Genomic DNA, 23,685 nt, shown 5'->3' with positions numbered 1-23,685 from the left:
ATAAAAATCTCTCGGAAATTGAAAGACTTTTTTAAATTTTTTAAAAAGATGTACCAATGGCAATCGTCTCTTTTATGACCTTAATATTTCCCTTCACATCATAAAGTTCAACTAACAAAATATAGTAACCGGGCCTTACTATTCTTCCTTGAGTATCAGTTCCCGTCCAAGTGAAAAGACCATTGACACCCAATAACTCATTTTGTGCTAAAACCTGAATTAACTGACCGGAAATAGCGTATATCCGAAAGTTTCCAACCCAACCACTTTGATCGAGTTCATATCGGATACTGGTGAAAGTATTACCCTTGCTACCTTCCGGATCAAATACTTTGGGTTCAATCTGCAGTATTTCTCCATCAAATTCGTTAGAAATCAGTTGGGAATTTTTCATCCCCGGAGTGGCATATCCCACTATTCCCGAGGCCGAGTGCCAATTAGAAGGGTTGGAAATCGGGCTGTCTGAGGAAATCCGCTCTAAAGAAACACCTTTCGGATCTCTCAATAGTGGATGGTGGAGATCTTCCTCGTATGAAAACAATTCCGCAACGCTTTCCTCAGGATCCAGCAAAACCACATTTCCACTTGAAATGGGATAGCTTGGTAGTGTCCTGAGCAAATGGAAGGCTCCTGAAGAGGCTAGTGGATAGTCAATTTTTAATCGGTCGATATTTGTGGTAATAGATAGATAGCTTTTTGGAGGTATCTGAAGTCGGTTTTCAGCAAGCCTTCTGATTTGATCTACTTCTCCTAGCTCATTCAGATTCGCTAATTTCCAATCTCCGATTTCCAGATATGAACCTGTACGATTATACACTTCCACAAATTTTGGACTTCCTGTTTTTGGGTTGAATAAAAGTTCATTAATGATTAAATCTCCTTTTTTTGCAGGAATCGGTAATATCAACTCAAAAGAATTAGAGGATTCGTTTCCACTACAATCGCTGATTCCATTTATTTCAAGCTGATAAACTTGATTCGATATGGCTTCAGACTTTAGGATCAATTGAATGGATCGAGAGTCTAAAAATATAACTGAGTCCAATTCAAGATCTGGCGAAAAAGAAAAATTTAGACTAGATGCATTGGGAATGATCGGCTCTGAAAACCTCAAGTTGATCATTGTCGAATTCATGAAATATCCCTCCTCCAATCTTGGTAAATCAGAATCCGAAGTGAGATCGAAATTAGAATTAACCTTCCCGGGAGTTCCCCGTAGCGGATCCTTGGAAGGAACTAGAAGCTCCGATTGCTCACAAGCGTAGAAAGGATTACTTACTTCTAGACTATATCCACCATTTGCAAACTCACTCCCACCCCAATTCGCTGTAGAGTAAGCCAACTCGTCCACTTTATCCCCCTTATCAGTTTCGATCCGCAATCGATCCCCAGAATTTAGCAATGTAGGCCAGCTAGCTACTTCCAGAACTTTCCCATAGAGCTCAAATCCTATTGCTTGATTTTGAGGAACAAGAAGAAGAAACTCCCCAGGGAAGATCCAAAATTCATTTAGTTTCACCTGAGTTCTTGAATTTGCCCAAGTGACATTTTCTAACCTATATGGAAAATCACCTGTATGAAAAAGCTCTACATATTCTACATTTGGCAGATCTAAATCCGCTCTTGGAGCAGGCATAATTTCATTGATCACCAATCCTTTAGCCGGAATATCTGTAGGGTCAAAAAAAGTAAAATTGACCAAAGTGTCACTAAGAAAATTGCCGATTAGATCGGGAATCTGTTTCATTCTTAGATTATAATCCCTGCCTTTGGCCAAATCCTGATCAAATGACAAATAAACCAAGGTATCATTCTTTAGAATTACCGATTCTGGTTCGGTGCCCTCCAAATCATAGTTTACTTGAAAAAGCGGAAAGACCGGATCCAATGCTTCATCGAAAGTAAGCTCAAGTTGATTGGAGTCAAATCCCCTTATTTGGGTTATAGTTGGCGATTTCAAATCAACCTCAAAATCGCCAAATTCAAAGTCATCCATGATCCATCTTGCAGCACTTCCTGTTCCGGCTCCATACCGAACCTCTATTTTTAAGGTTATTCTTGTTATTGTCCTTAAGGAATCCGGAAGTTCCATTTGAAATTTCCTAAAATCTTGATTTTGATTTTCAAACTCTTGTAAACTCCCAAGTAAAGTGGGCTCTGAAAAAGATGATTGAGAGTCATTTTTCCATGAATAGTAAACTTCAGCTGACCTGGTTCCTGTTCCATTTTGAATTGATCTCGCCCAAAACTCAACTTTTGGATCCTCAAAATCTTCATTTATAAGGCTGACGGTAAGTTCCCCATTAAAAGTTGAAATAGGCTGAACTGCCACGGCTTTGGAGTTATTTCTTCCTAGGTTAGTTTGGAATATTCTTGAAGAGGTTGCTCTCAATTCATTTGCTGTCCACCCTGGGAGAAACTCCATCGGGGCATTAACAATCGCAAACTCTTCCTCAAAATCTTGTTTTTGATTTCCATTTTGGACTTTATTAATGAATAGAAGAGGAAGAAATTGGATTAACACCAATGTTAAAAAATTGATCATAAAGGAATTAGTATAAAAATTTGAACTAATCTACTAAATCAGTTTGAGATAAATAACAGACTTCCCTTAATTTTTTTTCTATCTAAATGAATCAATATTTATCAGGATTAACCTGAAAATGACTGCATAGTACTTACTTTTACACCTTCAATTTTAACAACCTATTACGACCCTTTCGATGAAATTAGCAGTGGTAGGAGCTACCGGCTTGGTAGGATCCGAAATTCTTGAAGTGCTTGATGAGCACAATTTCCCTTTTGACGAACTTCTACTAGTCGCCAGTGAGCGGTCTGTAGGTAAAAAAATAGCCTATAAGGGTAAAGACTTTTCGGTTATTGGTTTGGCAGAAGCGGTATCTCTTAAACCCGAGATTGCAATATTTTCTGCCGGAGGCAGTACATCTTTAGAGTGGGCACCGAAATTTGCAGAGGTCGGTACATTGGTTATCGATAACTCTTCTGCCTGGAGAATGGATCCAAGCAAGAAATTGGTAGTGCCAGAGATTAATGCAAAAGAGCTTTCTAAGGAAGATAAAATCATTGCTAATCCAAATTGCTCCACGATCCAGATGGTCTTGGCTCTTGAGCCTTTGCGTCAGCGGTATGGCATTAAGCGTATTGTAGTTTCAACCTATCAGTCCGTGACGGGCACTGGGAAGGCCGCAGTAGATCAGATGATGGCTGAGCGAGCTGGAACTACCCCGGAGATGGTCTATCCGCATAAGATCGATATGAACGTGCTTCCTCACATTGATGTGTTCCAGCCGAATGGCTATACCAAAGAGGAGATGAAGATGATCAATGAGACCAAGAAGATTTTCTCTGATGATAGTATAAAAGTAACTGCAACCACAGTAAGGATTCCAACCATGGGTGGACACTCTGAAGCGGTGAATGTAGAGTTCAAGGAAGATTTCGATTTGGCTGAAGTGCGTGAATTACTTTCAAACGCGCCAGGAGTAATTGTACAGGATGATCCTGCAAATTTCGTTTATCCAATGCCAATTACTGCTCATAAAAAGGATGAAGTGTTTGTGGGAAGACTTCGAAGAGATGAATCCCAAGCGAATACACTGAATATGTGGATCGTAGCGGATAACCTTCGAAAAGGCGCAGCAACCAATGCTGTCCAAATCGCATCCTATGCGCTTGAAAATAAACTAGTCTAAATGGAGTTGAGCCAATATCATCGGGCTGACTTTAAACAATTTGTGCAGGATCATCTGAATGAAGATCCTGCACTTTTACTTTTTAAGTATCAGGGCAAAACTGATTTTGATCTGAAAGCTGCAGTGCAGCAAATCTCTGCCCGACAAAAGGCAAAGAAAAAACTCTCCTCTTGGACTTCAAATCCTGATTTGATTTTTCCTGCAAGTGTTTCACTGGAGCAAAGTAGTTCCGAAGAAACTGCCAAATTCAAAGCTAAATCACAATCTGGAAAACTTATGATCGATTTGACGGGGGGATTTGGAGTAGATAGTTTTTATTTGAGCAAGGGTTTTGAAAAAGCTATTTATTGCGAGCAGCAGGAAGAACTTGCGAAAATTGCTATTCATAATTTGGAGACTTTAGCTCCGGGTAAATTTCAAATCGAAATTGGCGATGGCTTAGATTACTTAGCCAAATCAGAAAAGCATTTTGATCTGATCTATGCTGATCCCGCACGAAGAGGGGATTCTAATCAAAAGCTCTATAAACTTGAAGATTGTCAGCCCAATGTAGTTGCTGCGTGGGAGTTGATGAAGAGTAAAGCAAATTCCATCTTACTGAAACTTTCCCCAATGCTTGATATCGCTCAGGCTTTGGAGGAGCTGCCGGAAATCCGAAAAGTGCAAGTCATTTCAGTAAAGAATGAAGTAAAAGAGCTCCTGCTTTTATGGAACAAAAAAGCGAAACAAGATTTTCTAGAAATTGAAGCAATAGATCTAGGAAAAGAAACTTCAGCCTTTTCTTTTTCGCCAGGAGAGGAAGGAAGTACCCAAGCAAGTTTTGGAGAAGTAGAAAAGTATCTAATCGAACCTTTTGGAGCAGTTTTAAAAGCTGGAGCTTTTAAGATATTTGGGAATCGTTTTGGGTTAAAAAAGCTGGATGCGAATAGTCACCTTTACACTACAAATGAAGTGAGTCCTGATATCCCGGGTCGGATTTTTGAGATTTTTGAAGAAATCAATCCTAAAAAGAATGAGCTGAAAAAGCAATTTCCAAGTGGAAAAGTCAATGTAATTACCCGAAACTATGCTTCCGGATCAGACGCATTCAAAAAGAAATTTGGATTGAAAGATGGTGGAGATGATTTTTTAATCGGGACCAAGACAGCTAGCGGCTTTAAGGTCTTTTGGTGTAAGCTGATTTGAGTATCGTCCCGATGGGACTAGCGCTCAATCTAAACTTTTTTTACTACCGAGCTTTAGTTCCTACGGAACTTTGGGATAGGCTTTTTGAAGCTGGGTTTTTTGAAATATTTTATCCCACTTATTGAATAATCAAGTTAATAGTTCGAATTTAATACATGTGATTTGCCGTAGGCAAAAAAGCTCGGTAGGTTTTTAAGATTGTAATTTTTAAAAGTGCCGTAGGCACGGTAGTTAAAAAAGAAATTTTATGGCTAACACTTTCACTCAAATTCATCTTCAAGTCATCTTTGCTGTGAAATTTAGACATGCAATGATTAATTCTGAGTGGGAAAAAAGACTCTTCGAATATATAATTGCTATTATGCAAAATCATAAACACAAGGTTTTAGCAATCAATGGGATGCCAGATCATATTCATATTTTAATAGGGTTTAGGCCTGACCAAAGTCTAAGCGAACTAGTCCAAAAAACAAAATCTTCAACATCTAAATGGATTAATGAGGAGAAACTGACGAAGGAGAAATTTGCTTGGCAAGAGGGATTTGGCGCATTTTCTTATACAAAGTCTCATTTGAAGGCAGTTATTAATTACATAGAAAATCAAAAAATTCATCACTCTTCAATAAATTTTAAAGAAGAGTATTTGAAAATTTTGAAGGATTTAGAGATTGATTTTGACGAAAAATATCTTTTCAAAGAACCTCAGGACTATTGACTTAATGATTACGCAGCACTATCACACCGAATCAGAAGCCTTAAAATATAAATTTGATGCCGACAAATTTGAGTATCGTCCCGATGGGACTAGCTTTCAATCTAGACTTTTTTTACTACCGAGCTTGAGTTCCTACGGAACTTGGGGACAGGCTTTTTGAAGCTGGGTTTTTTGAAAAACTTAAGCATAGTTTGAAGATTCATTTTTGTCTATAAAAGAAAAAGGTCCAAGCCGAAGACTTGAACCAGATTGCTTAAGTAAGCACATGTCTTCCTTTTCGAAACCTTTGTGATCTTAGTAGTTTTTAAGCACTTAAAAAAAGTGAAGAATTACTCCTTCACTTCTTCATAATCGACGTATTCACCGCCTTCAATATCTTTCTGACGTTTTTGCTGATGCTCCTTTGGAATGAAATCCACATTAATACCATCTTTGGAACGACTGGCATGTTGTTTTGACCGTTGTTCCTCTTTTGCCATTTCATTTACATGCTGAGCAAATTTTGCCAGCTTCGTGCGAAGGAAATAGCGAATGAGTTGGCCCAAAAGCCAACCCACTCCCAGAAATATGATTAAAAACTTTAACAAGGTTTTTTCTTTTTAGCTTTCAAATTATCTACTCAAATAGAGATTTCGCTCTGAGTATATTTTCAAGAAGTAATCATCCATCAAATCATCAATGAAGTAAATCGCTTCTCCTGTTGACTTCATCTCAGGCCCAAGTTCTTTATTCACATTCGGGAATTTATGGAAGGAGAAGACAGGTTCTTTGATAGCATAACCCTTCTTGTAAGGTTTGAATTCAAAATCTGTCACTTTTTTCTCACCCAACATCACCTTTACGGCATAGTTTACATAAGGTTCCCGATACGCTTTGCAGATGAATGGCACCGTTCTGGAAGCTCTTGGGTTGGCCTCAATGATATAGACTTTATCATTTTTGATAGCGAATTGGATATTAATTAAGCCAACTGTCTTCAAAGCCAAGGCAATTCTATGGGTGTAAGTTTCGATTTGACGAATCACCAAATCACCCAAATTATATGGAGGAAGTACCGCATATGAGTCTCCTGAGTGAATTCCCGCAGGCTCGATATGTTGCATAATTCCGATGATATAAACATTTTCACCATCACAAATCGCATCCGCTTCTGCCTCGATAGCCCCTTCCAAGAAGTGATCCAGGAGGATTTCATTATTCGGGATATCCCGAAGCACATTCACCACATGCTGCTCAAGTTCTTTTTCATTGATCACAATCTTCATCCCCTGTCCACCCAACACATAGGAAGGTCTAACCAATAATGGGAATCCGATTGTCTTGCAAAGCTCCAATGCTTCGTCGGTATTGTGAATCGTACCAAACTCTGGATAAGGCACGTCAAGATCTTTCAATAATGTAGAGAACCTTCCTCTATCCTCCGCCAGATCAAGTGCTTCGAAACTTGTTCCGATGATCTTGATTCCGTACTTCTCCAGCTTTTCAGCCAACTTCAATGCCGTTTGACCACCCAACTGCACGATAACTCCAAGTGGATTCTCATGCAAAATGATCTCATAAATGTGCTCCCAGAATACAGGTTCGAAGTAAAGCTTATCCGCAATATCAAAATCTGTAGAAACTGTCTCCGGGTTGCAATTGATCATGATAGTCTCATAGCCACATTCCTTTGCTGCCAAAACCCCATGAACGCAGGAGTAATCAAACTCAATTCCTTGACCTACCCGGTTTGGACCTGAACCTAAGACTACTACTTTTTTACGGTCGGATCTTACGGATTCATTCTCCTCTCCAAAGGAGGAATAATAATATGGAGTCTGTGCCTCGAATTCTGCTGCACAGGTATCTACTAGTTTATAAACTCGCTTGATGCCCATCTCTTTGTATCGCTTATCGAAGACTTCGCTTTCTAAGCAATCCAACAAATGAGCGATCTGACGATCTGCATATCCTTTTTTCTTTGCCAGATCCATTAGCTCCAATGGAATGGTATCCAAATCATACTTTTCTATTTCGCCTTCCAGATGAATCAATTCTTCAATTTGCTTGAGGAACCATTTATCGATTTGCGTAAGCTCATGGATGGTTCGGAATGAGATTCCAAGCTTGAAAGCATCATAGACATGGAATAATCTATTCCAGCTTGGGTTTGCTAAAGAGTAGAGAATCTTATCCTGATCTCTCAGTTCTTTTCCGTCAGCACCAAGACCATTTCTTTTAATTTCAAGTGATTGACAAGCTTTTTGAAGCGCCTCTTGGAAATTTCTACCAATTCCCATCACTTCTCCTACTGCCTTCATTGAAAGTCCCAAACGACGATCCGAGCCTTTGAATTTATCAAAGTTCCAGCGTGGGATTTTTACGATCACATAATCAATCGAAGGTTCAAAAAATGCAGAGGTCGTTCCTGTTATTGAGTTTTTCAACTCATCCAAGTTGTAGCCGATGGCTAGTTTAGCAGCCACTTTGGCGATTGGATATCCGGTGGCTTTGGATGCCAAGGCTGAAGACCTGGAAACTCGTGGGTTGATCTCGATCCCGATAATCTCAGAGTTATCATGACTTACAGCAAACTGCACATTACATCCACCTGCGAAATTACCGATGCTATTCATCATCGTAATCGCATAGTTTCGCATGCGCTGGTAAGTAGTGTCCGGTAAGGTCATCGCTGGAGCCACTGTGATAGAGTCTCCCGTGTGTACGCCCATAGGATCAAAGTTCTCTATGGAACAGATCACGATCATGTTACCGATGTTGTCACGCATGACCTCAAGCTCATACTCTTTCCACCCCATGATGCTTTGCTCGATAAGCACTTCATGTACAGGGGAAGCCTGAAGACCTGCTACCAATAATCTTTCAAAATCCTCTTCCTTTTCCACAAAAGCACCGCCTGCGCCACCAAGAGTATAAGAGGCTCTAATGATAAGCGGGAAGCCAATCTCCTGAGCAATTTCTTTACCCTGAAGGAATGAGGTTGCAGTAGCTCCTTTACAAACTCCGACGCCTATCTTTTCCATCAAGGCTTTGAATTTTTCCCGATTTTCAGCAGTATCAATCGCATCGATATCTACTCCGATCATATGGGTATTGAATTTTTTCCAAATTCCGGCTTTATCACAATCAATCGCAAGATTCAAGGCAGTCTGACCTCCCATAGTAGGAAGTACAGCATCGATATCGGGATGCTCTGTCAAGATTTTGATTATTGATTTCTTTTCCAGCGGAAGCAAATACACATTGTCTGCCGTCACAGGATCTGTCATTATCGTCGCGGGATTGGAATTTATCAACGTGACTTTAATCCCTTCTTCGCGAAGGGAACGAGCCGCTTGAGACCCGGAATAATCGAATTCACAAGCTTGACCGATGACGATGGGACCAGAACCAATGAGGAGAACGTGCTTGATGCTACTGTCTTTAGGCATTAGAGAGGGAGGTTGAAGAGAAAGTTTTACTTAAGTCCAAATTGGGGCAAAATTATAAAAATATTCTAAAGGGGCACGGTTAAATCTAATTTAATCCCGATTGCAAAATGCCAATTGCTAATTATCTGCCTGATTATTATAGCTTTAAAATGCTTCAAGCTTTTAACCTGAGGGACTCGAAAATTTAAATTGGACAATAGACGATTCGAAATTAAAACATTACTTATTCAGCATAAGCCAACCCTTCGGATCTACAATAGGAGCTGATTCGCTATTAATAAGTAATGGTTCTTTACCCAGCATTACAGTTTTAATTCCCTTCTCAGTTTCAATTTCAACTGGCAATTGAAAATTGATTCCCTCCAAAGAAACTTCGAATCCTTTTTTCCCTTTCTTGGCGATTTTAACTTTAGGCAAATCCGTACTGTATAGATAAAGTTGGAAAAAGCCTTCCAGATCTTTCCCCGAATAAGCTTTGACAAAATCGATGAAATCACGGGTGTTTACTTGATTTTCATAAGTGAATCGAGCGTCGCTGGCAAATGCTTTCAGCATCGGAAAAAAGACATCATCTCCAAGTACCCAGCGTAAAGAATGCATCACAAAGGCACCTTTTGTATAAATATCTGAATGATAGGCTTCCTCTTCTGTACTATTAATTGGACTGACTACTGGTTTAGAATTTGAAATTTGTCTTAGCGTATTTTTAGCATTTTTAAAATATGCGTCTGGTCCACCATGTTCCCAATAAAACATCCAATCGCCAAAGGCGGTAATCCCCTCATGAATCCAAAAATCTGCCCAATCCCCTACGGAAACTTTATTTCCAAACCACTCATGCCCGAGTTCATGGTGTAGTAAATTATCGTAATTCACATTCCCCAATCGGACATATTGAAAATTGTTGCCATAGGCATTGATAGTCTGATGCTCCATACCTAAGTAGGGGGTTTCCACAATTGCAATCTTATCATCCGGCCACGGAAATGCTCCAAAGTATTTTTCATGGGTCTGAGTAGAAACTTTCAGGACTTCAAGAATACCTTTCGCCTTTGATTTATTTTCCTGCAACACCCAGACGTTCATTGGAATCTCCGCACCAGAAACTGATTTGAATTTCATTTTCTCCTCATGAAAAACACCCATGGTAAAGTTGATTCCATAGTTATTTATCGGGTAATCGGTTGTCCAATGATAGGTTAACTTATCGTCCTCCTTTTTGACCTGATCTAATCTACCATTTGCAGCCACAAAATATGGATTAGGAACTGTCACCAAAAGATCTACCCCATTGGAAGCCTCAGAGGATGGATGATCAAGAGCAGGCATAAAGATCTTGGCTCCCTCACCTTGTGAAGAAAGCCCCATCCAGTGATTCCCCAGCTGGTCAATTTCCCAAGTAAAACCACCCTGCCAGGGAGGATTAAGGGCTATCGGCGTTTTCCCTTCATAATAGATATCCACAGCATCGCAGGTACAATCAATCACCTTGATATCAAGCAGGTCATTTTGATGTGAAAATTCAACTTCAACTCCATTCATCTTCACACTACTCACCGTGTATTGATCAATAAGATCAAGACGAAGAATATCCAATTTCTCCGGTGTAGAGAAGGTCACAGTGCTCTTGGCCTTGATGCTCTGAGTTTCAGGTAAAAGCTCAATATCCAGTCGGTAATGCTCTATTTTGAATTTTTCTTGTAATGGGTCTATAGGCCCACCCCAATCCCAGTTTTGTGCAAAACCTATGGAAATGGAGCTGACTAAACAAAGAATTATTAGGAGGATTTTTCTCATATGGAAAGGTATTGAATTCGGAATACTGGATAAAAAAAGCCCAATTACTTGGGCCAGCTCAAATCTATTGTTCGGCTGCTATTCGGTCTTTAAGCTTACCCGGAAAATCATGAAATTTTTTCATTTTAAGGGAAAGCATGATGGCTATCATTCCCAAAAGTATAAATATTAATGCTGTCATTGTTACAAGTGTCATTCCTACCACGGTCGGATTCCAAATCAACAGAAAGGAAAGTACCATTCCTACCAAACCCATATAAAGAATGGAATGGTATTCGGAACCTATTTCTTTCAAATTGAACGCAAAGCTGATAGCAGAAATTGATCGAAACATTACTCCAAAACCTATATACAAGGGAAGCGTCACCATAGAAAGCCCTGGATTGGAAATCAATAACATGCCAATTAAAGTACTTAAAATACCAGAGCCGAAAAACCAACCCCAATGATCCAATTGTTTTCGATTGCCCAAAGCAAATGCTATTTCCGCAATACCTGCAATCAGAAAAGAAACACTGAAAATTGTTGCCAAAATCAAATAGGATGCGAGTGGAGTTCGGAATACCCAAATTCCCAAAAGGATGAATATTACTCCGATAATCGTCACCAAATACCAGTGATTAATTACCTTTCGAATGGATTTTAGTGGTTGTTCCATGAGGTTTATGTTTGATGGTCGTTTTTAAATTTAAGAATATTAATTCTTACATACCTTAATTCCAATTCAACTAAACCTTAAAAACTAATCAATTGGCGTTTTGCAGATTTTGATCAGTTCTTGGTCCAAAACAAAAAAACCGCCCTATTAAGGCGGTAATTTTTATTCTTCGGAATAGTTGAAGCTATCGACTTGTTCCTTTACCCAATCTTGGTATTTCCCTTTACGGTACTCGATCCAGTCATTTTTATACTTGGATTCTTCAATCAAGAATTTGAAGCCTGTAACTGCCTTTGGTTTACTTAATGCATTGACCAAATCCTCTGCAAGTGCTCGTTCTTTTACTTTTCGATCTACAAAATCCTGCATCATCTGATGTTCTTGACCAGGTTCCATTTTGGTAAATTCAGCAAAATTGTCAGGATTTTCATCAATCTCATCTAAGATATCCTCTTCTTCTGGAGTGAGGTCATAATTGAAATAATCCTCATCATCTGGCATGTGGTAGATTTTCTTTTTATCGATCTGATAAAAACAAATCATTCCTTTGATTAACTGGTTAGAGATGGACTCTACCTCTTTTTCTGTAAGCGAAAGCATTGTTGTTTTAAAAGGTTTTCGGAAAAATAATCAAATTAATTACTAGCGTAATGTTTTTTAAAATGCAATTGATAAGCCAATATAGGAGTAAATAGTGATTCTAATCAATAATTTTCTTTAGCAATTCTTGATCGAGCTCATGTCCTCCCGAAAAAAAATGCCTTTGGACTACTTTTCCTAAATCCCGGATCAGTTCTTCTTGTATTTCAATGCTTTCCGGACTAATCAATTCATCCTTTTCACCCAAGACTAAATTGATTTCAGTGTTCAAAAATTTTACTCTTGCATCCTCTAAAATCAGGTCAGTGGCAAAGCCTCCAGCCCATAAGACTAGACGGTCAATATTCCCCTCCCAGTTACTGGCCCATCGCGTCGCTGTAGCTGCTCCTTGAGAGAATCCCAAGACATTTATTTTTGGCATTTTCTTAAATTTAGAAAGCAGGTCTTGAATAAGGTAATCAAGAAAACGATGATTATTTGCAATTGCTCTTTCCCTTTCATGCCGCGTCATCCAATTAGCACCAACTCTACCCGAAAAACCTTCTAGATATTGGTAATTAGTCCCTTCAGGAGCTAAAAACAATCGGTCTGGAGAATCGAACGATTGAAACTTTCTGATGAAAAACTCTGCTAATTGCCCATATCCATGGAGGACTACCCAAATCTCTTTTTCCTGGAAATTGGGTTCGTGAGAGACAGCATATTGTGCCTCGTATTCAAATCGAATTTGCTTTTTCAACTTAACTTGTAAGATCGTCTATCTTCAAAGGAAGCAAATTTTTTACTCCTTCGACACGGTAAACCGATTGATCAGGTCTCAAAATTAGTATCGTTATAGGTTTTCCAAATCGCTGTTCCACCTCATTGATTCCCTGAAGACACATACCACAAGGGCTAACTTTCGCCCAGTTTTGGTCCCCTTTTCGCCTTGCCACAATGGCTATGATTTGTGGAAACTGGTCCGGAAAATTCGCCCCTGCATAACCCAAGACTAGTCGCTCCGCACAAACTCCGACAGGATAGCTTACATTTTCTTGATTGCTAGACTGGAGAATCTCCCCATTTTCCAAAAGAACTGCTGCCCCAACCTGAAAACTGGAATAAGGGGAGTAGGAATTCTCACTTACTTTTTGAGCAGCTTTTAAAAGAGATAATTCTACTTTGCTCACATTGGAAGGCTCTAGCAACTCGATTTCCCCCTGAAGTATAATTTTTTGAGTCATTTATTGATTTTGTTAAAACCCTGAAAACGTCCAAAATACCGATTTGTTCACTGATTTGATCAAGTAGAATTTTTTCGCTCAAATTATATTAGTCAATTTAGGGAGAGAAATTACTAACCCATGCATACTATATTAATTCTAGGTGGAGGAAAATCTGCCACTTTTTTGATCGACTACCTTGCAGACTCTTGCTCTAAAAAAGACCGCAAGCTGATTTTAGCAGATTTGGATCTCAGCCTTGCATCTTCAAAGCTTAGAAACCGTCCAAACACCGAAGCAAAAGAATTAAATATCGAAGATGAGAAGCTTAGAAAGGAGCTGATCCAAAATTCGGATGTAGTCATTTCAATGCTTCCGGCTTTCATGCATCCTATCGTAGCAAAAGACTGTGTCGAATTGAACAAGCACTTCTTTTCGGCCTCTTACGAATCAGAGGAAATGCGAAACATGAAAACCGAAATCGAGTCTAAAGGACTGTTTTTTCTTAATGAATGTGGCTTAGACCCTGGAATTGACCATATGTCTGCTATGCAGATCATTGATCAGGCAAAGAAAAAAGGAGAAGAAATCACTTCTTTTAAGTCTTATTGCGGTGGTCTTTTGGCTCCCGATAGCGAGGATAATCCTTGGAAATACAAATTCACGTGGAATCCTCGAAATGTGGTGCTGGCAGGACAAGGAACCTCGCGCTATATTGAAAAAGGCGACTTGAAATTTGTACCCTATCATCAACTTTTCAAGCGACTGGAAACAGTAAAATTTGATGGTGTGGGTGAATTCGATGGGTATCCAAATCGTGATTCCTTAAGCTATCGTTCGGTGTATGGCTTAGAAAAAATACCCACAATGCTCCGAGGCACACTTCGCAGAGCCGGATTCTGCAAGGCTTGGGATGTGTTTGTCCAACTCGGGATGTGCGATGATTCTTTCCAAATGGAATTACCTGAAGGAACTACACTTCGCCAGTTCATGAATTCATTTTTGCCTTTTGATGCAGAACAATCGGTCGAAGAAAAACTCGGGAATGTGATTGCCGACTTGGATTTTCCGGTTTTTGAAAAGTTACAATGGTTAGGATTCTTTGGAAAAAAACAACTGCCTAGAACCTCTGGATCACCCGCTCAACTCCTCCAAGCCATCTTAGAGAAAGACTGGGCTCTTTCTCCGGAGGACAAAGATATGATCGTCATGCAACACCTCTTTGAGATCAAGACTGATAATGGCATTCAAAAACTATCCTCAAGTTTGGTTTGCTATGGTGAAGATGCTACTTATACTGCCATGGCAAAGACCGTAGGATTACCACTTGCTATCGCAGTAGATTTATTTTTGGATAAAAAAATAAATATGACAGGACTTCATGTGCCAGTTCTACCTGAAATCTACAATCCTATTTTAGGCCAATTAGCTGTGGAGGGGATTCGATTTGAGGAAAAATATCAGTAGGCAGGGGCAGTTTTCAGTTGCCAGTTAGCAGTTTTCAGAAAGCTGCATAGAGTCGAACTAGTTCGAATTAAAATCTGGAATCTTGGCTTTAATCTATTGGTTCTTTATCCTACTCATTCGGTCTCCAATCAAATGGAGGAAGCAGACTTGCACCGGGAACTACTCTGCAATCATCAGGGATGATTGCTATATTTTGAACAAAATCAAGATCACTATTTTTGATATACACTCGTTTCTTACTTTCTCCGGCAGCTATAAAAAAGCCCAAGACCACTTCTTCCGGATCATCTAGACTGATCATATTTCCCCTGATATTTGCCGGAGGAGGGTCAAATACAGATCCGCTGATTTCAGATTGCTGTTTGACTAATCGCAAAAACCGATAGGCTTCCTGGCTGACATTTAATTGGCGCAAATCGATTCGATAGGTATTCACAAATCGTCTTCCATTATCAGGAATAAACCCTGCAATCAACCGGGTAGACAAACCATTAAAATTATCATCCGAACTGATAAAGTAGGATTGATTTCCTACAGTCTCTGTCTGAAAGCAAGTGAAACAACAATCTTTTGGTGCAGGACTTCGATCTGGCGGAGGAGTGGTATAGAGGTCTGGTCTAGTTTCCAGTACATAAGTAGCTTCTGAGTTTCTGAAATAATAGAAGTTATTCTGGTCTGCAGGATCGTCAATATCTACTATCAATTGTACTCCCGACGCATCATTTACCTCTCCTTCAACTGGGATTCGCTGGGATTGATAGCCCAAACTTTTGATAAGAGGTGCTGCTTCTACTTTTTCGGGAAATGAGGTATATACTTTTCCATCAACCAATTGAATCTGCAAGGAATATGATCTTCCTACCACTGCCGCAAAAGTTGCTGGCGTCTCGTAATAACCTCTATCCTCCTCATTTTCTTCCAAAAAAGTAACCTCACCCAGATTATCTCTGACTATCACAGTTGCGCCAGTAACGGGACGAATCAATCCCTGAAAAATACTCCCGTAGGTATCTCCTCTAGTAAGTCTAACTCTATGCACTTGTGCTACGCTGGTAATCGTCCCATCGATGGTCAGGTATTGCTGTCCTTGTTCGACCTCAGTCTCATATGGATCGATACAAGCTGTGAGCAGAAGTAAAAATAAGTAAATGTATCTTTTCAATTTTTTTAGATTAATCAGGGATTCCAATCAATTGGAGGGTTGATGCTGGCCCCCTCGATCACTCGACAGTCATCGGGCACGATCGCTACATTTTGTCTGAAATCCATTTCAGCTCCCTTGATGTAGATTCGCTTAGAGCTTTCGCCCGCAGCAATGAAATAGCCCAAAACAACTTCCTCTGGATTATCAAGGCTAATGATATTCCCACGAATATTCGCCGGAGGCGGGTCAAATACAGACCCACTGATCTCAGTCTGTTGCTTGACTAGTCTCAAAAACCTATAAGCCTCTTGAGAAATGCTCATCTGCTTGAGATCGATTCGATAGGTATCTATAAATCTCAACCCATCATCTTCTACAAAACCTACCGGTAATTTTGTTGTCAAACCATTAAAAGCGTCATCCTGAGCCAGAAATATGCTTTCATTGCCTACGAGTTCACTTCGGAAGCAAGTATTACAGCAGTCTTTGGGTTGGGGATCTCTGCTTGGATTGGAATCAGAAGGTCTAGGAGTAAATAAATCCGGTCTGGTTTTTAAAATATAAACTGAAGGTGAATTTCTCCAGAAGTAGAAGTTATTCTGATCAGCAGGATCATCGATTTCAGCAATCAATTGTACTCCTGAACGAGGGATTGGCTCTCCTTCTACAGGAATCTGAAGAACCTGATAGCCCAGCGACTTTACTTCCGGAACAGATTCTACACGCTCAGGGAAAGAGGTATACACCCTACCATCGTTCAGCTGAATCTGCAAGGTATAGGATCTGCCTATTATGGCTGAAAAAGAGGCTGGAGAATTATAACTTCCCCGATCATCTGCACTTTCAGCAAAGAAAGTCACTACCCCTGTTTCATCCCGGACAATGACGGTAGCACCAGTGACTGGTCTAATGAGTCCCTCAAACACGGATCCATAAGTATCACTTCTTGAAAGCTTGATGGTATGCGGTCCAGCACCTGAGGTCACCATCCCCTCCACAGTCAAAAGCTGAACACCATCAATAGTATCTGTGGTGAAGGGATCTATGCAAGCAAATCCGATCAAAACCAAAAGTATGTAGCTAAACCTTTTCATCCCTTTAAAACTTAATCGCATAGCTAATACTAGGAAGCGGTACCCCTAAAATAGCCAAGCGCAAGGCTTGAGGAGGTGCACCAAATTCGTCCACAAAGAATAATGAGAATGGATTTTTACGGCCATAAACGTTCAAGATCGAAAAGGTCCAATCACCATCGTAAAACTTGCCATTACCCTTAAGCTTAAAATTCACTGCCAAATCCAATCGGTGAAAATCAGGTAATCGCTGCTCATTTCTACGATCGAAATAGGCCAAGGAATTTCCGGAGTAATCAAACTTTGCCTCAGGATAAGTAACAGGTCTACCAGTACTGTAGCCAAAGGTCGCTGAGATAGAAGTATTCGTACTTACCTTATAATTTCCAATCAGAGTCAAATCATGTGGCTTGTCAAAATTGGATGCAAACCACTCCCCATCATTGATATTCTCCTCCTCATATGGAGTCAATACTCTTCTCAAACTTCTAGAGTAGGTATAAGAAATCCAACCAGTCATTCTACCCAGGTTCTTTTTCACATAAACTTCTACTCCATAGGCCTGACCTTGTGCTGGCACAAGTTCTGTCTCGATATGATTCTGGAGAATCAAATTCGCACCATCCTTGTATTCCACTACGTTTTGAATATCCTTGTAATACACCTCCACCGAAGTTTCGAAGATGTTTCCTTTGAAATTTTGGTAATAGCCCAAGGAAATCTGATCTACAATCTGGGGCTCCAAAAACTCATCAGCAAGCTTCCAAATATCTGTAGGTGCAATAGTCGCAGTATTGGAAATCAGATGAATGAATTGATACATTTTGTTGTATCCAACTTTCACCGAACTGTTTTTAGAGAAAGAATATCGCATCGATCCTCTTGGGCCTAAGCCATCAAAACTTGTAATTTTTTCACCTTCTCCATAGGTCGTCTCTCCTATTGCCGAACCATCGGACAGTGGTTGGTTTTCCGCGTACTGACGGACAGTTCTAGCGCCTAGATATTGGTAAGTATCATATCGGATACCATAGGACATTCCGAATTTTTCTCCGAGCTCGAATTCATGCTGAAAGTGAAAACCCGATTCCCTTCCATATTCATCCTGGACTTTCTTTGGCAAAATATCCTGTTCCGGGCCAGTGGGGATTAGTTCACCAGGCTGCAAAGTCAGCTGCTTGGTATCGGCTCCGACAGTAATTCGATTACCTTCTTTGATCAAATAGCTAGCATAGGCTTTGAACCCAAAATCTTTAATTCCCGAATTCAAATCGAAATCATTAATCCCCGAGCGATTGAAAATACTATAGTCGTACTGGGTATAATAACCCAGTATGTCAAAACTCAACTTATCGTTCACCTGGCTTTTCCAGTTCAGGGAATGACTGTTGTTTTTCCAAGAGATCGTCGTATCTGATGCGAACGCAAAGTCATCATAGCTGGTGTAATAGCTGTAAGTGAATTCATTTTTCTCATTGATAGGAGCAGAAATGACTAAGTTTCCATCATAGAAATTAGCCTGACTATTTTTTAGATCCGGATTGGAAAGCGCTCCCAAAAACCAATTGATGTACGATCCTCTAAATCCTCCACGGATAGAAACTTTGTCTTTTACGAGTGGTCCGTTGAATCCTACTTTTCCAGAATAATTACTAACCATCAGGTCACCACCCCATTTGGCAACACTTCCTGCTTTTGGAGCAATATCCAAAATTGAGGATCCTCTTCCTCCGTATCTGGAAGGAATCACAGATTTGTAGAGGGTTACATCATTGACCAAATCTGCATTGAATGAGGTAAACAAACCAAATAAATGGGATGGATTATATATCGGAGCTCCGGCAAATTGAATCAGGTTTTGGTCAGCACCTCCACCACGTACATTTAGTCCAGCAGAGGCCTCTCCCACCTGACTGACTCCAGGCAAAGTAGCCATAGAGCGGATGATGTCTACCTCACCCAAAAATGGAGGCAGTTCCTTGATCGAGTTCATGCTAAGCGTGATTGCCCCCATGTCAGTAGATCGGATATTTTTCTCAGGATCTCTGCCAAAAATCACTACATCATCCAGTTGGAAATCTTCTTGAATCATACGGATGGAAATCCTTCCATCTCCAACTGCAGTGATTGGATAGTTGATAGTCTCGTAACCCACATATCTAAAAATCAGATTATACTCTGCACGATCTAATGTAAGTTCAAAAGCCCCGTTAGTATCTGTAATTCGATTTATATCCAGTTCGGGAACGGTAACTGTAGCTCCTACCAAGGCTTCTCCTGTGATCTCATCGATGATTCGACCAGAAATTTTAATCGCTTTTAACTGACCAATATCTCTACCGACCACCTCGCGCTTCACGGTAGTTTGAGCCAAAGTCAGCTGCGAAATCAGAAGAAATAAAATGAGTAAATTTCTTTTCATAGGTGGATGATTAAATGCCATTTGGATCAAATCTGTAAAGCTCAAGCGGGAAATTTCCAGCAAAATTAATATCCGGCTGGAGTGTGAAGTAGATGAACCCACCCTTTACAAAACTTGCAGCTGTGATATTTTGGAAGGAACCCGGGATAGGGTTCTTGGACACCCAGTTTGGGGTTTCTAAGTTGAATTCCCAAATCGAATTGTCTCTCTTAAAACCTCCAAAATAGACTCTATTTCCAATCACATGAGCGAAGCCATAGCCTAAACCAAGAGTCCCAGGAAAGGTGCTGATTGAATCCCAACTACCAGAAACAGGATCAAAGCGGTATAAGATTTTATCAGACCCTAAGACATGAAATTTGTTTTGGTACACAAAATAAGGATTGATATCCCCAAACTCCTGTGGGCTATCAGCTAAAGTAGTCCAAGTATCGTTCGTTGCATTGTACTTATGAACAGCAAAAGTATTCCCTTCTTTTCCTCCCAAAACATAAAGCTCGTTGGAAATTTCAAAAGCTATAGATTCCCGACTTGGAAAAGGGAGGTCTTTCAATCTCACGTAGCCATCGGAGGTAATTCGCCAAAAGGAATTATTCATAATGAAAGGCTCTCGACCCAACTCTGCTATTCCTCCTCCTATGTAATTCGCTGTAGCAAAACCATATGATCGGGCAGAACCGGGGAAGTTTGATTCTGACCACTGATTTGTTGCCGGATCATATTGGAAGATTTTCTCATAAAAGCGAAGTAATCTATCCGAACCCAAACCAACATAAAACTGATTTCCCGATTGGAAATGGATATTATCCACCAATCTAACCTGGTCAGGCAAAGAAGCTAAGGCAAGATAGCTACCTGTCTGGTATTCAAAGTTGATCGGAAAAGTCAAAACTTGATCTTGGGATTCTACACGGATTGCAACACTTGAACTCCCGCTTGGTTGCGGAATTCGCACCCGAAGTCTTGATTCAAATAAATTCTCAAGTACTTGCCCTTCTACCTCTCCAAAAAACACTTTAGTATCTGAGGTAAAATTTTTCCCAAGAATAAAAATTTCCTGGTTTGGAGTACCAAAAGAGGGTGAATAACTTTCGATTCCAGCCGCCAAAGTCTGAAGCTCGATGGTATTTCCGAACTCAATCCCATTTCCAATATCCATAAAGGCCTTTGCAAAGTAGACTTTCTGGGCCTGCAATACCGAGGTCTCGCCGATAAAACGACCCGCTCCGTCTTTCTCCCCTAGAGAGATGATTACTGGCGAAGTGAAATTAGGATCTTGACTAAGGTAAAAACCATGATCTGTGGCAGTTACTGATTGATTGGTGATCAATCGACCTAAAATACGAACTTGCTCACCGCTGGTGTAGAGTACTTCTTCAGTCACCAAAACGGTCGTTTCGGTCTCATCCTCGGTACAGCTCCCACCTATGAAAAGCAGCAATAGAATGCTTAAACTGAGGTATTTTCTCATGTGGATAAATAATTGGAATTTCAAAAATAACTAAATCCATTCCCCTTCCAACAAATCCCATTTTACTTCTTTGCTAAAATCAAGATCAATACTCCAAGAAGTGACGCCTTTTTTAAAAATTCAGTAAAAACCCCTTCACTACGCTTCTGTAACTTTCATGTGCTTCGCCAGATTCATCTTTAATCAAAATTTCCTTTTGAATTGAAAGAGCTTGCTCGAATGAAAATCCCACTATTTCTCGCTGTACTTTTTTGCCGGCACTATCTCTAACTTGATTTACTTCGTAGGGAAAAAGCCCCTTCATTTCTGCCAATTGTACAAAATCCTGCATTTGTCTTGGAGGCAGAATTACCCAGAAAGTGCCTCGCTGATCCAGAAGTTCTTTTACCTTTTCCAACAACTCCTCAAAGGAAAGTTGATCTGTATGCAAGGCTTGATTTCGTTTCTGATCGGTTGATTTTAAATGATCCGGGAAATATGGAGGATTACTTACGATCAAATCAAATTTCTGAGAAGTTTTAAAAGTCTGAATCGGCATTTGTAAGATCTCAACACGATGCGAAAAAACACTTGCTTCTGCATTCTCTTTGGCCTGTTCTGCTGCATCTAGATCTATTTCAATCCCAAGGACTTTGGCATTCGAATATCGCTGAGCAAGCATCAGTGAAATCACACCTGTGCCTGTCCCGATATCTAAGATCTGCGCTGGATCATCTTTTTTCGCCAAAGCCCCGAGGAGAACCGCATCCGTGCTGATTTTCATCGCTGTACGATCCTGATTGATTCTGAATTGTTGAAATTGAAACCAGCTGTTTCCCATCAGGTACGTGCTTTACTGAAAAAGCTAAGATTGAATCTCGGCTTGTCGTCCATCACATTGAGATCATCTTCGGAAACTCTTTTCACACTTTCAATCGTGTAGAATGCCTTCTCATCCAGACTTTTTACTTTTTGAATAAATTCCGGGAGTGACTCTCGTTTCATCACTGTAAAAGTAAGCTGTACTTTTCCATAGCGCCCTTCTGCACCCACATTTGTAAATCGAAAATCCTTCTCCTTCATGTATTCCATCAGTTCAGGCAAGGGGTTTGGAGTAATCACTCGAACCAATACACGGCCTAATGCGAGTTTCTCTTCAAAATACATCCCAACATAGTTTCCTGTCCCAAAGCCGGCTGCATAAGCAATGTAAGACATGGGGTTATTGATGTTTTGGAAAATCTGTCCAATCGCCAATAACCAAATCATAGATTCAAAGAATCCCAAAAAAGGCACGATAGATTTTTTTCCATTCATCATGAACATGATCCGAAGGGTATTGATTGAGACATCGCCCACCCTGGCACAAAAAATCAAAAGGGGCATGATCAGATAATTGAATAATTGTTCGGAAATCCCCAGAGTTTGTAGAAAGTCTTGCATAATGGATAGAAGCTAATGAAGTCCAAAATTACGACCGATTCCCGCAATGTCGAATGAAACTTTTATTAGATCTTCAAATCCCTTCCTGCCGACATCCCAAAATAGATAAACTGCACCGTGAAAAAGAGCATGAAAAAAATGAGAAAGTTCCAGTTATTAAACAAATCGAGGGAAATCCCGAATAACATTGGGCCCAAAGCTGCTAAATAATAGCCTGAAGACTGGACCATGGCTGAGAGTTTGGCAGTGGTAGAATCTTCTGCCGTCCGCAAGGAAATCAAAGTATACCCGATGCTAAGGCTGGCTCCCATGCCGACTCCAATCAAGACCAAACAGAAATAAGTGACCCATTCCTGATGAATAAACAGACCTAAAAACCCCACGACATACATGATTCCTACAATCAAGGTGAAGGTGGACTGCTGCCGCTGTCTAATCAAAATAGCTGGTGCGAAATAAGATCCCAACAAACCGAATAATTGCATCACCGATGAGACTGCTCCTGCCTCCACAGGGCTCCATCCTCTTGAAATCAGCATATCCGGAAGCCAAGCGGTCAAAGTAAAATACATTACCGATTGACATCCCATAAACAAGGTTACATGCCAAGCTAACTTGGATTTCCAGACGTTTTTAGCAACTTTTTGATCATCATTTAGGCTTGCTTTAGGACGCTGAATCTGTGGAATCCAAATGATCAGCGCAATCAGTATAAAGACTGACCAAAATGCTAAAGACCCCCTCCAACCTAAATCAAGATCTACTGCCAAAGGGACTGATACTCCTGCTGCAATGGCTGCAAACAAAGACATCATTGTAGCCAGTAATGCGGTCATCAATCCCAACTTCTCCGGCAACCTGAATTTGATCAATGGGATCAAGAGGACATTGGCTATCACGATCCCAATTCCTGTCAAAGCTGTCCCCAGCAAAAGCAATTCAATTCCTCCCAAAACCCGAAGAATCACACCTACCGCCAGAATAATCATCCCTAAGAAAACTGCCCTTCCCATTCCGAGCTTCTTTCCGATTGCTGGCGCAAAAAGAGAAAAAGTCGCAAAAGTCAATAAGGGAAGCGTAGTGAGAAATCCCGCCAATCCATTTGAAAGTCCCAAATCCTCACGAATAAAAGGAATCAATGGCCCCACCGAAGAAATGGAAGTTCGAAGGTTGATCGAAACAAGAAGAATCCCTGCAATTAGAAATCCTTTGTTGGTTGTCGGGCTGTTCAAAATTTGAGATTAAGAGAAAAAGAGATTGGAGATTTAGAGATTTAGAAGAATCAAGGTTTATATATCAAAGACCTAGGCAAGCAAGTTAAGCCACCTATTCAAAAACGATCAGGAAGTATACATCCCAGATGAATAAACCACCAAAGCTCACTG

General features: G+C 40.3%; 19 protein-coding genes. 4 read left to right on the top strand and 15 right to left on the bottom strand.

Annotated elements, in window-relative coordinates; genetic code table 11:
• Positions 1-40: 40 nt before the first annotated feature.
• Positions 41-2,545: a lamin tail domain-containing protein gene (locus BVC88_RS02895; protein ID WP_075349127.1), complete on the bottom strand. Its 2,505-nt coding sequence runs from the start codon at positions 2,543-2,545 to the stop codon at positions 41-43.
• A gap of 178 nt (positions 2,546-2,723) precedes the next feature.
• Between BVC88_RS02895 and BVC88_RS02890 the strand changes: the two genes are divergently transcribed.
• The 3 genes from BVC88_RS02890 to tnpA all read left to right on the top strand — a co-directional run bounded on the left by BVC88_RS02890 (position 2,724) and on the right by tnpA (position 5,613).
• A complete protein-coding gene (locus tag BVC88_RS02890) occupies positions 2,724-3,713 on the top strand; it encodes an aspartate-semialdehyde dehydrogenase (protein WP_075349126.1) in 990 nt (329 codons plus the stop codon).
• Complete coding sequence (locus BVC88_RS02885) at positions 3,714-4,898, top strand: class I SAM-dependent methyltransferase (protein ID WP_075349125.1); 1,185 nt, start codon at positions 3,714-3,716, stop codon at positions 4,896-4,898.
• A 247-nt stretch (positions 4,899-5,145) separates the two neighbouring features.
• Positions 5,146-5,613 (top strand): IS200/IS605 family transposase, encoded by a 468-nt coding sequence (gene tnpA / locus BVC88_RS02880; protein WP_075349124.1) that lies wholly within the window; start codon positions 5,146-5,148, stop codon positions 5,611-5,613.
• 329 nt (positions 5,614-5,942) lie between these two features.
• Here tnpA and BVC88_RS02875 read toward each other — a convergent pair whose 3' ends face one another.
• The 7 genes from BVC88_RS02875 to BVC88_RS02845 all read right to left on the bottom strand — a co-directional run bounded on the left by BVC88_RS02875 (position 5,943) and on the right by BVC88_RS02845 (position 13,322).
• Complete coding sequence (locus BVC88_RS02875; RefSeq protein WP_075349123.1) at positions 5,943-6,200, bottom strand: DUF4834 family protein; 258 nt, start codon at positions 6,198-6,200, stop codon at positions 5,943-5,945.
• Between the two features lie 24 nt (positions 6,201-6,224).
• On the bottom strand, positions 6,225-9,044 hold the full coding sequence (carB, locus tag BVC88_RS02870; RefSeq protein ID WP_075349122.1) for a carbamoyl-phosphate synthase large subunit: 2,820 nt from the start codon (positions 9,042-9,044) through the stop codon (positions 6,225-6,227).
• 219 nt (positions 9,045-9,263) lie between these two features.
• The gene (locus tag BVC88_RS02865; RefSeq protein WP_075349121.1) at positions 9,264-10,841 is read right to left on the bottom strand and encodes a M1 family metallopeptidase; all 1,578 of its coding nucleotides are present in this window, start codon (positions 10,839-10,841) and stop codon (positions 9,264-9,266) included.
• 64 nt (positions 10,842-10,905) lie between these two features.
• Complete coding sequence (locus tag BVC88_RS02860; RefSeq protein ID WP_075349120.1) at positions 10,906-11,499, bottom strand: HdeD family acid-resistance protein; 594 nt, start codon at positions 11,497-11,499, stop codon at positions 10,906-10,908.
• 162 nt (positions 11,500-11,661) lie between these two features.
• Positions 11,662-12,099: a UPF0158 family protein gene (locus BVC88_RS02855; RefSeq protein ID WP_075349119.1), complete on the bottom strand. Its 438-nt coding sequence runs from the start codon at positions 12,097-12,099 to the stop codon at positions 11,662-11,664.
• A 100-nt stretch (positions 12,100-12,199) separates the two neighbouring features.
• A complete protein-coding gene (locus BVC88_RS02850; RefSeq protein ID WP_075349118.1) occupies positions 12,200-12,838 on the bottom strand; it encodes an alpha/beta hydrolase in 639 nt (212 codons plus the stop codon).
• A 1-nt stretch (position 12,839) separates the two neighbouring features.
• Positions 12,840-13,322: a cytidine deaminase gene (locus BVC88_RS02845; RefSeq protein ID WP_075349117.1), complete on the bottom strand. Its 483-nt coding sequence runs from the start codon at positions 13,320-13,322 to the stop codon at positions 12,840-12,842.
• A gap of 120 nt (positions 13,323-13,442) precedes the next feature.
• On the opposite strand from BVC88_RS02845, the gene BVC88_RS02840 reads away from it, so the two are divergent.
• Positions 13,443-14,768 carry a saccharopine dehydrogenase C-terminal domain-containing protein gene (locus tag BVC88_RS02840; protein WP_075349116.1) on the top strand — a complete coding sequence of 442 codons (1,326 nt, stop codon included), beginning with the start codon at positions 13,443-13,445 and terminating at the stop codon, positions 14,766-14,768.
• Between the two features lie 109 nt (positions 14,769-14,877).
• Here BVC88_RS02840 and BVC88_RS02835 read toward each other — a convergent pair whose 3' ends face one another.
• The 7 genes from BVC88_RS02835 to BVC88_RS02805 all read right to left on the bottom strand — a co-directional run bounded on the left by BVC88_RS02835 (position 14,878) and on the right by BVC88_RS02805 (position 23,532).
• Entirely contained in the window at positions 14,878-15,930 is a 1,053-nt protein-coding gene (locus BVC88_RS02835) for a DUF4249 domain-containing protein (protein WP_075349438.1), read from the bottom strand.
• 14 nt (positions 15,931-15,944) lie between these two features.
• The gene (locus tag BVC88_RS02830) at positions 15,945-17,006 is read right to left on the bottom strand and encodes a DUF4249 domain-containing protein (protein WP_075349437.1); all 1,062 of its coding nucleotides are present in this window, start codon (positions 17,004-17,006) and stop codon (positions 15,945-15,947) included.
• Positions 17,007-17,010: 4 nt separating this feature from the next.
• Complete coding sequence (locus tag BVC88_RS02825) at positions 17,011-19,407, bottom strand: TonB-dependent receptor (protein WP_075349436.1); 2,397 nt, start codon at positions 19,405-19,407, stop codon at positions 17,011-17,013.
• Positions 19,408-19,417: 10 nt separating this feature from the next.
• Positions 19,418-20,878, bottom strand: a complete 1,461-nt coding sequence (locus tag BVC88_RS02820; RefSeq protein ID WP_075349115.1) for an IPT/TIG domain-containing protein — start codon at positions 20,876-20,878, stop codon at positions 19,418-19,420.
• A gap of 112 nt (positions 20,879-20,990) precedes the next feature.
• Positions 20,991-21,698, bottom strand: a complete 708-nt coding sequence (locus tag BVC88_RS02815) for a tRNA1(Val) (adenine(37)-N6)-methyltransferase (protein ID WP_075349114.1) — start codon at positions 21,696-21,698, stop codon at positions 20,991-20,993.
• A complete protein-coding gene (locus BVC88_RS02810; protein WP_075349113.1) occupies positions 21,698-22,300 on the bottom strand; it encodes a DUF2179 domain-containing protein in 603 nt (200 codons plus the stop codon). Before BVC88_RS02810 ends, BVC88_RS02815 begins: the two co-directional genes overlap by 1 nt.
• Before the next feature lie 65 nt (positions 22,301-22,365).
• Positions 22,366-23,532 carry a CynX/NimT family MFS transporter gene (locus BVC88_RS02805; protein ID WP_089153052.1) on the bottom strand — a complete coding sequence of 389 codons (1,167 nt, stop codon included), beginning with the start codon at positions 23,530-23,532 and terminating at the stop codon, positions 22,366-22,368.
• Between the last annotated feature and the right edge of the window lie 153 nt (positions 23,533-23,685).

Source organism: Algoriphagus marinus (genome assembly GCF_001936475.1).
Lineage (GTDB): Bacteria > Bacteroidota > Bacteroidia > Cytophagales > Cyclobacteriaceae > Algoriphagus > Algoriphagus marinus.
Note: the sequence above shows the minus strand (reverse complement) of the source record. Positions and strands in the feature narration are given on the sequence as shown.

Coding starts and splice junctions, on each gene's coding strand:
- BVC88_RS02895 (WP_075349127.1), bottom strand. CDS start 2,545: ATGATCAATTTTTTAACATTGGTGTTAATCCAATTTCTTCCTCTTCTA.
- BVC88_RS02890 (WP_075349126.1), top strand. CDS start 2,724: ATGAAATTAGCAGTGGTAGGAGCTACCGGCTTGGTAGGATCCGAAATT.
- BVC88_RS02885 (WP_075349125.1), top strand. CDS start 3,714: ATGGAGTTGAGCCAATATCATCGGGCTGACTTTAAACAATTTGTGCAG.
- tnpA (WP_075349124.1), top strand. CDS start 5,146: ATGGCTAACACTTTCACTCAAATTCATCTTCAAGTCATCTTTGCTGTG.
- carB (WP_075349122.1), bottom strand. CDS start 9,044: ATGCCTAAAGACAGTAGCATCAAGCACGTTCTCCTCATTGGTTCTGGT.
- BVC88_RS02865 (WP_075349121.1), bottom strand. CDS start 10,841: ATGAGAAAAATCCTCCTAATAATTCTTTGTTTAGTCAGCTCCATTTCC.
- BVC88_RS02860 (WP_075349120.1), bottom strand. CDS start 11,499: ATGGAACAACCACTAAAATCCATTCGAAAGGTAATTAATCACTGGTAT.
- BVC88_RS02855 (WP_075349119.1), bottom strand. CDS start 12,099: ATGCTTTCGCTTACAGAAAAAGAGGTAGAGTCCATCTCTAACCAGTTA.
- BVC88_RS02845 (WP_075349117.1), bottom strand. CDS start 13,322: ATGACTCAAAAAATTATACTTCAGGGGGAAATCGAGTTGCTAGAGCCT.
- BVC88_RS02840 (WP_075349116.1), top strand. CDS start 13,443: ATGCATACTATATTAATTCTAGGTGGAGGAAAATCTGCCACTTTTTTG.
- BVC88_RS02830 (WP_075349437.1), bottom strand. CDS start 17,006: ATGAAAAGGTTTAGCTACATACTTTTGGTTTTGATCGGATTTGCTTGC.
- BVC88_RS02825 (WP_075349436.1), bottom strand. CDS start 19,407: ATGAAAAGAAATTTACTCATTTTATTTCTTCTGATTTCGCAGCTGACT.
- BVC88_RS02820 (WP_075349115.1), bottom strand. CDS start 20,878: ATGAGAAAATACCTCAGTTTAAGCATTCTATTGCTGCTTTTCATAGGT.
- BVC88_RS02815 (WP_075349114.1), bottom strand. CDS start 21,698: ATGGGAAACAGCTGGTTTCAATTTCAACAATTCAGAATCAATCAGGAT.
- BVC88_RS02810 (WP_075349113.1), bottom strand. CDS start 22,300: ATGCAAGACTTTCTACAAACTCTGGGGATTTCCGAACAATTATTCAAT.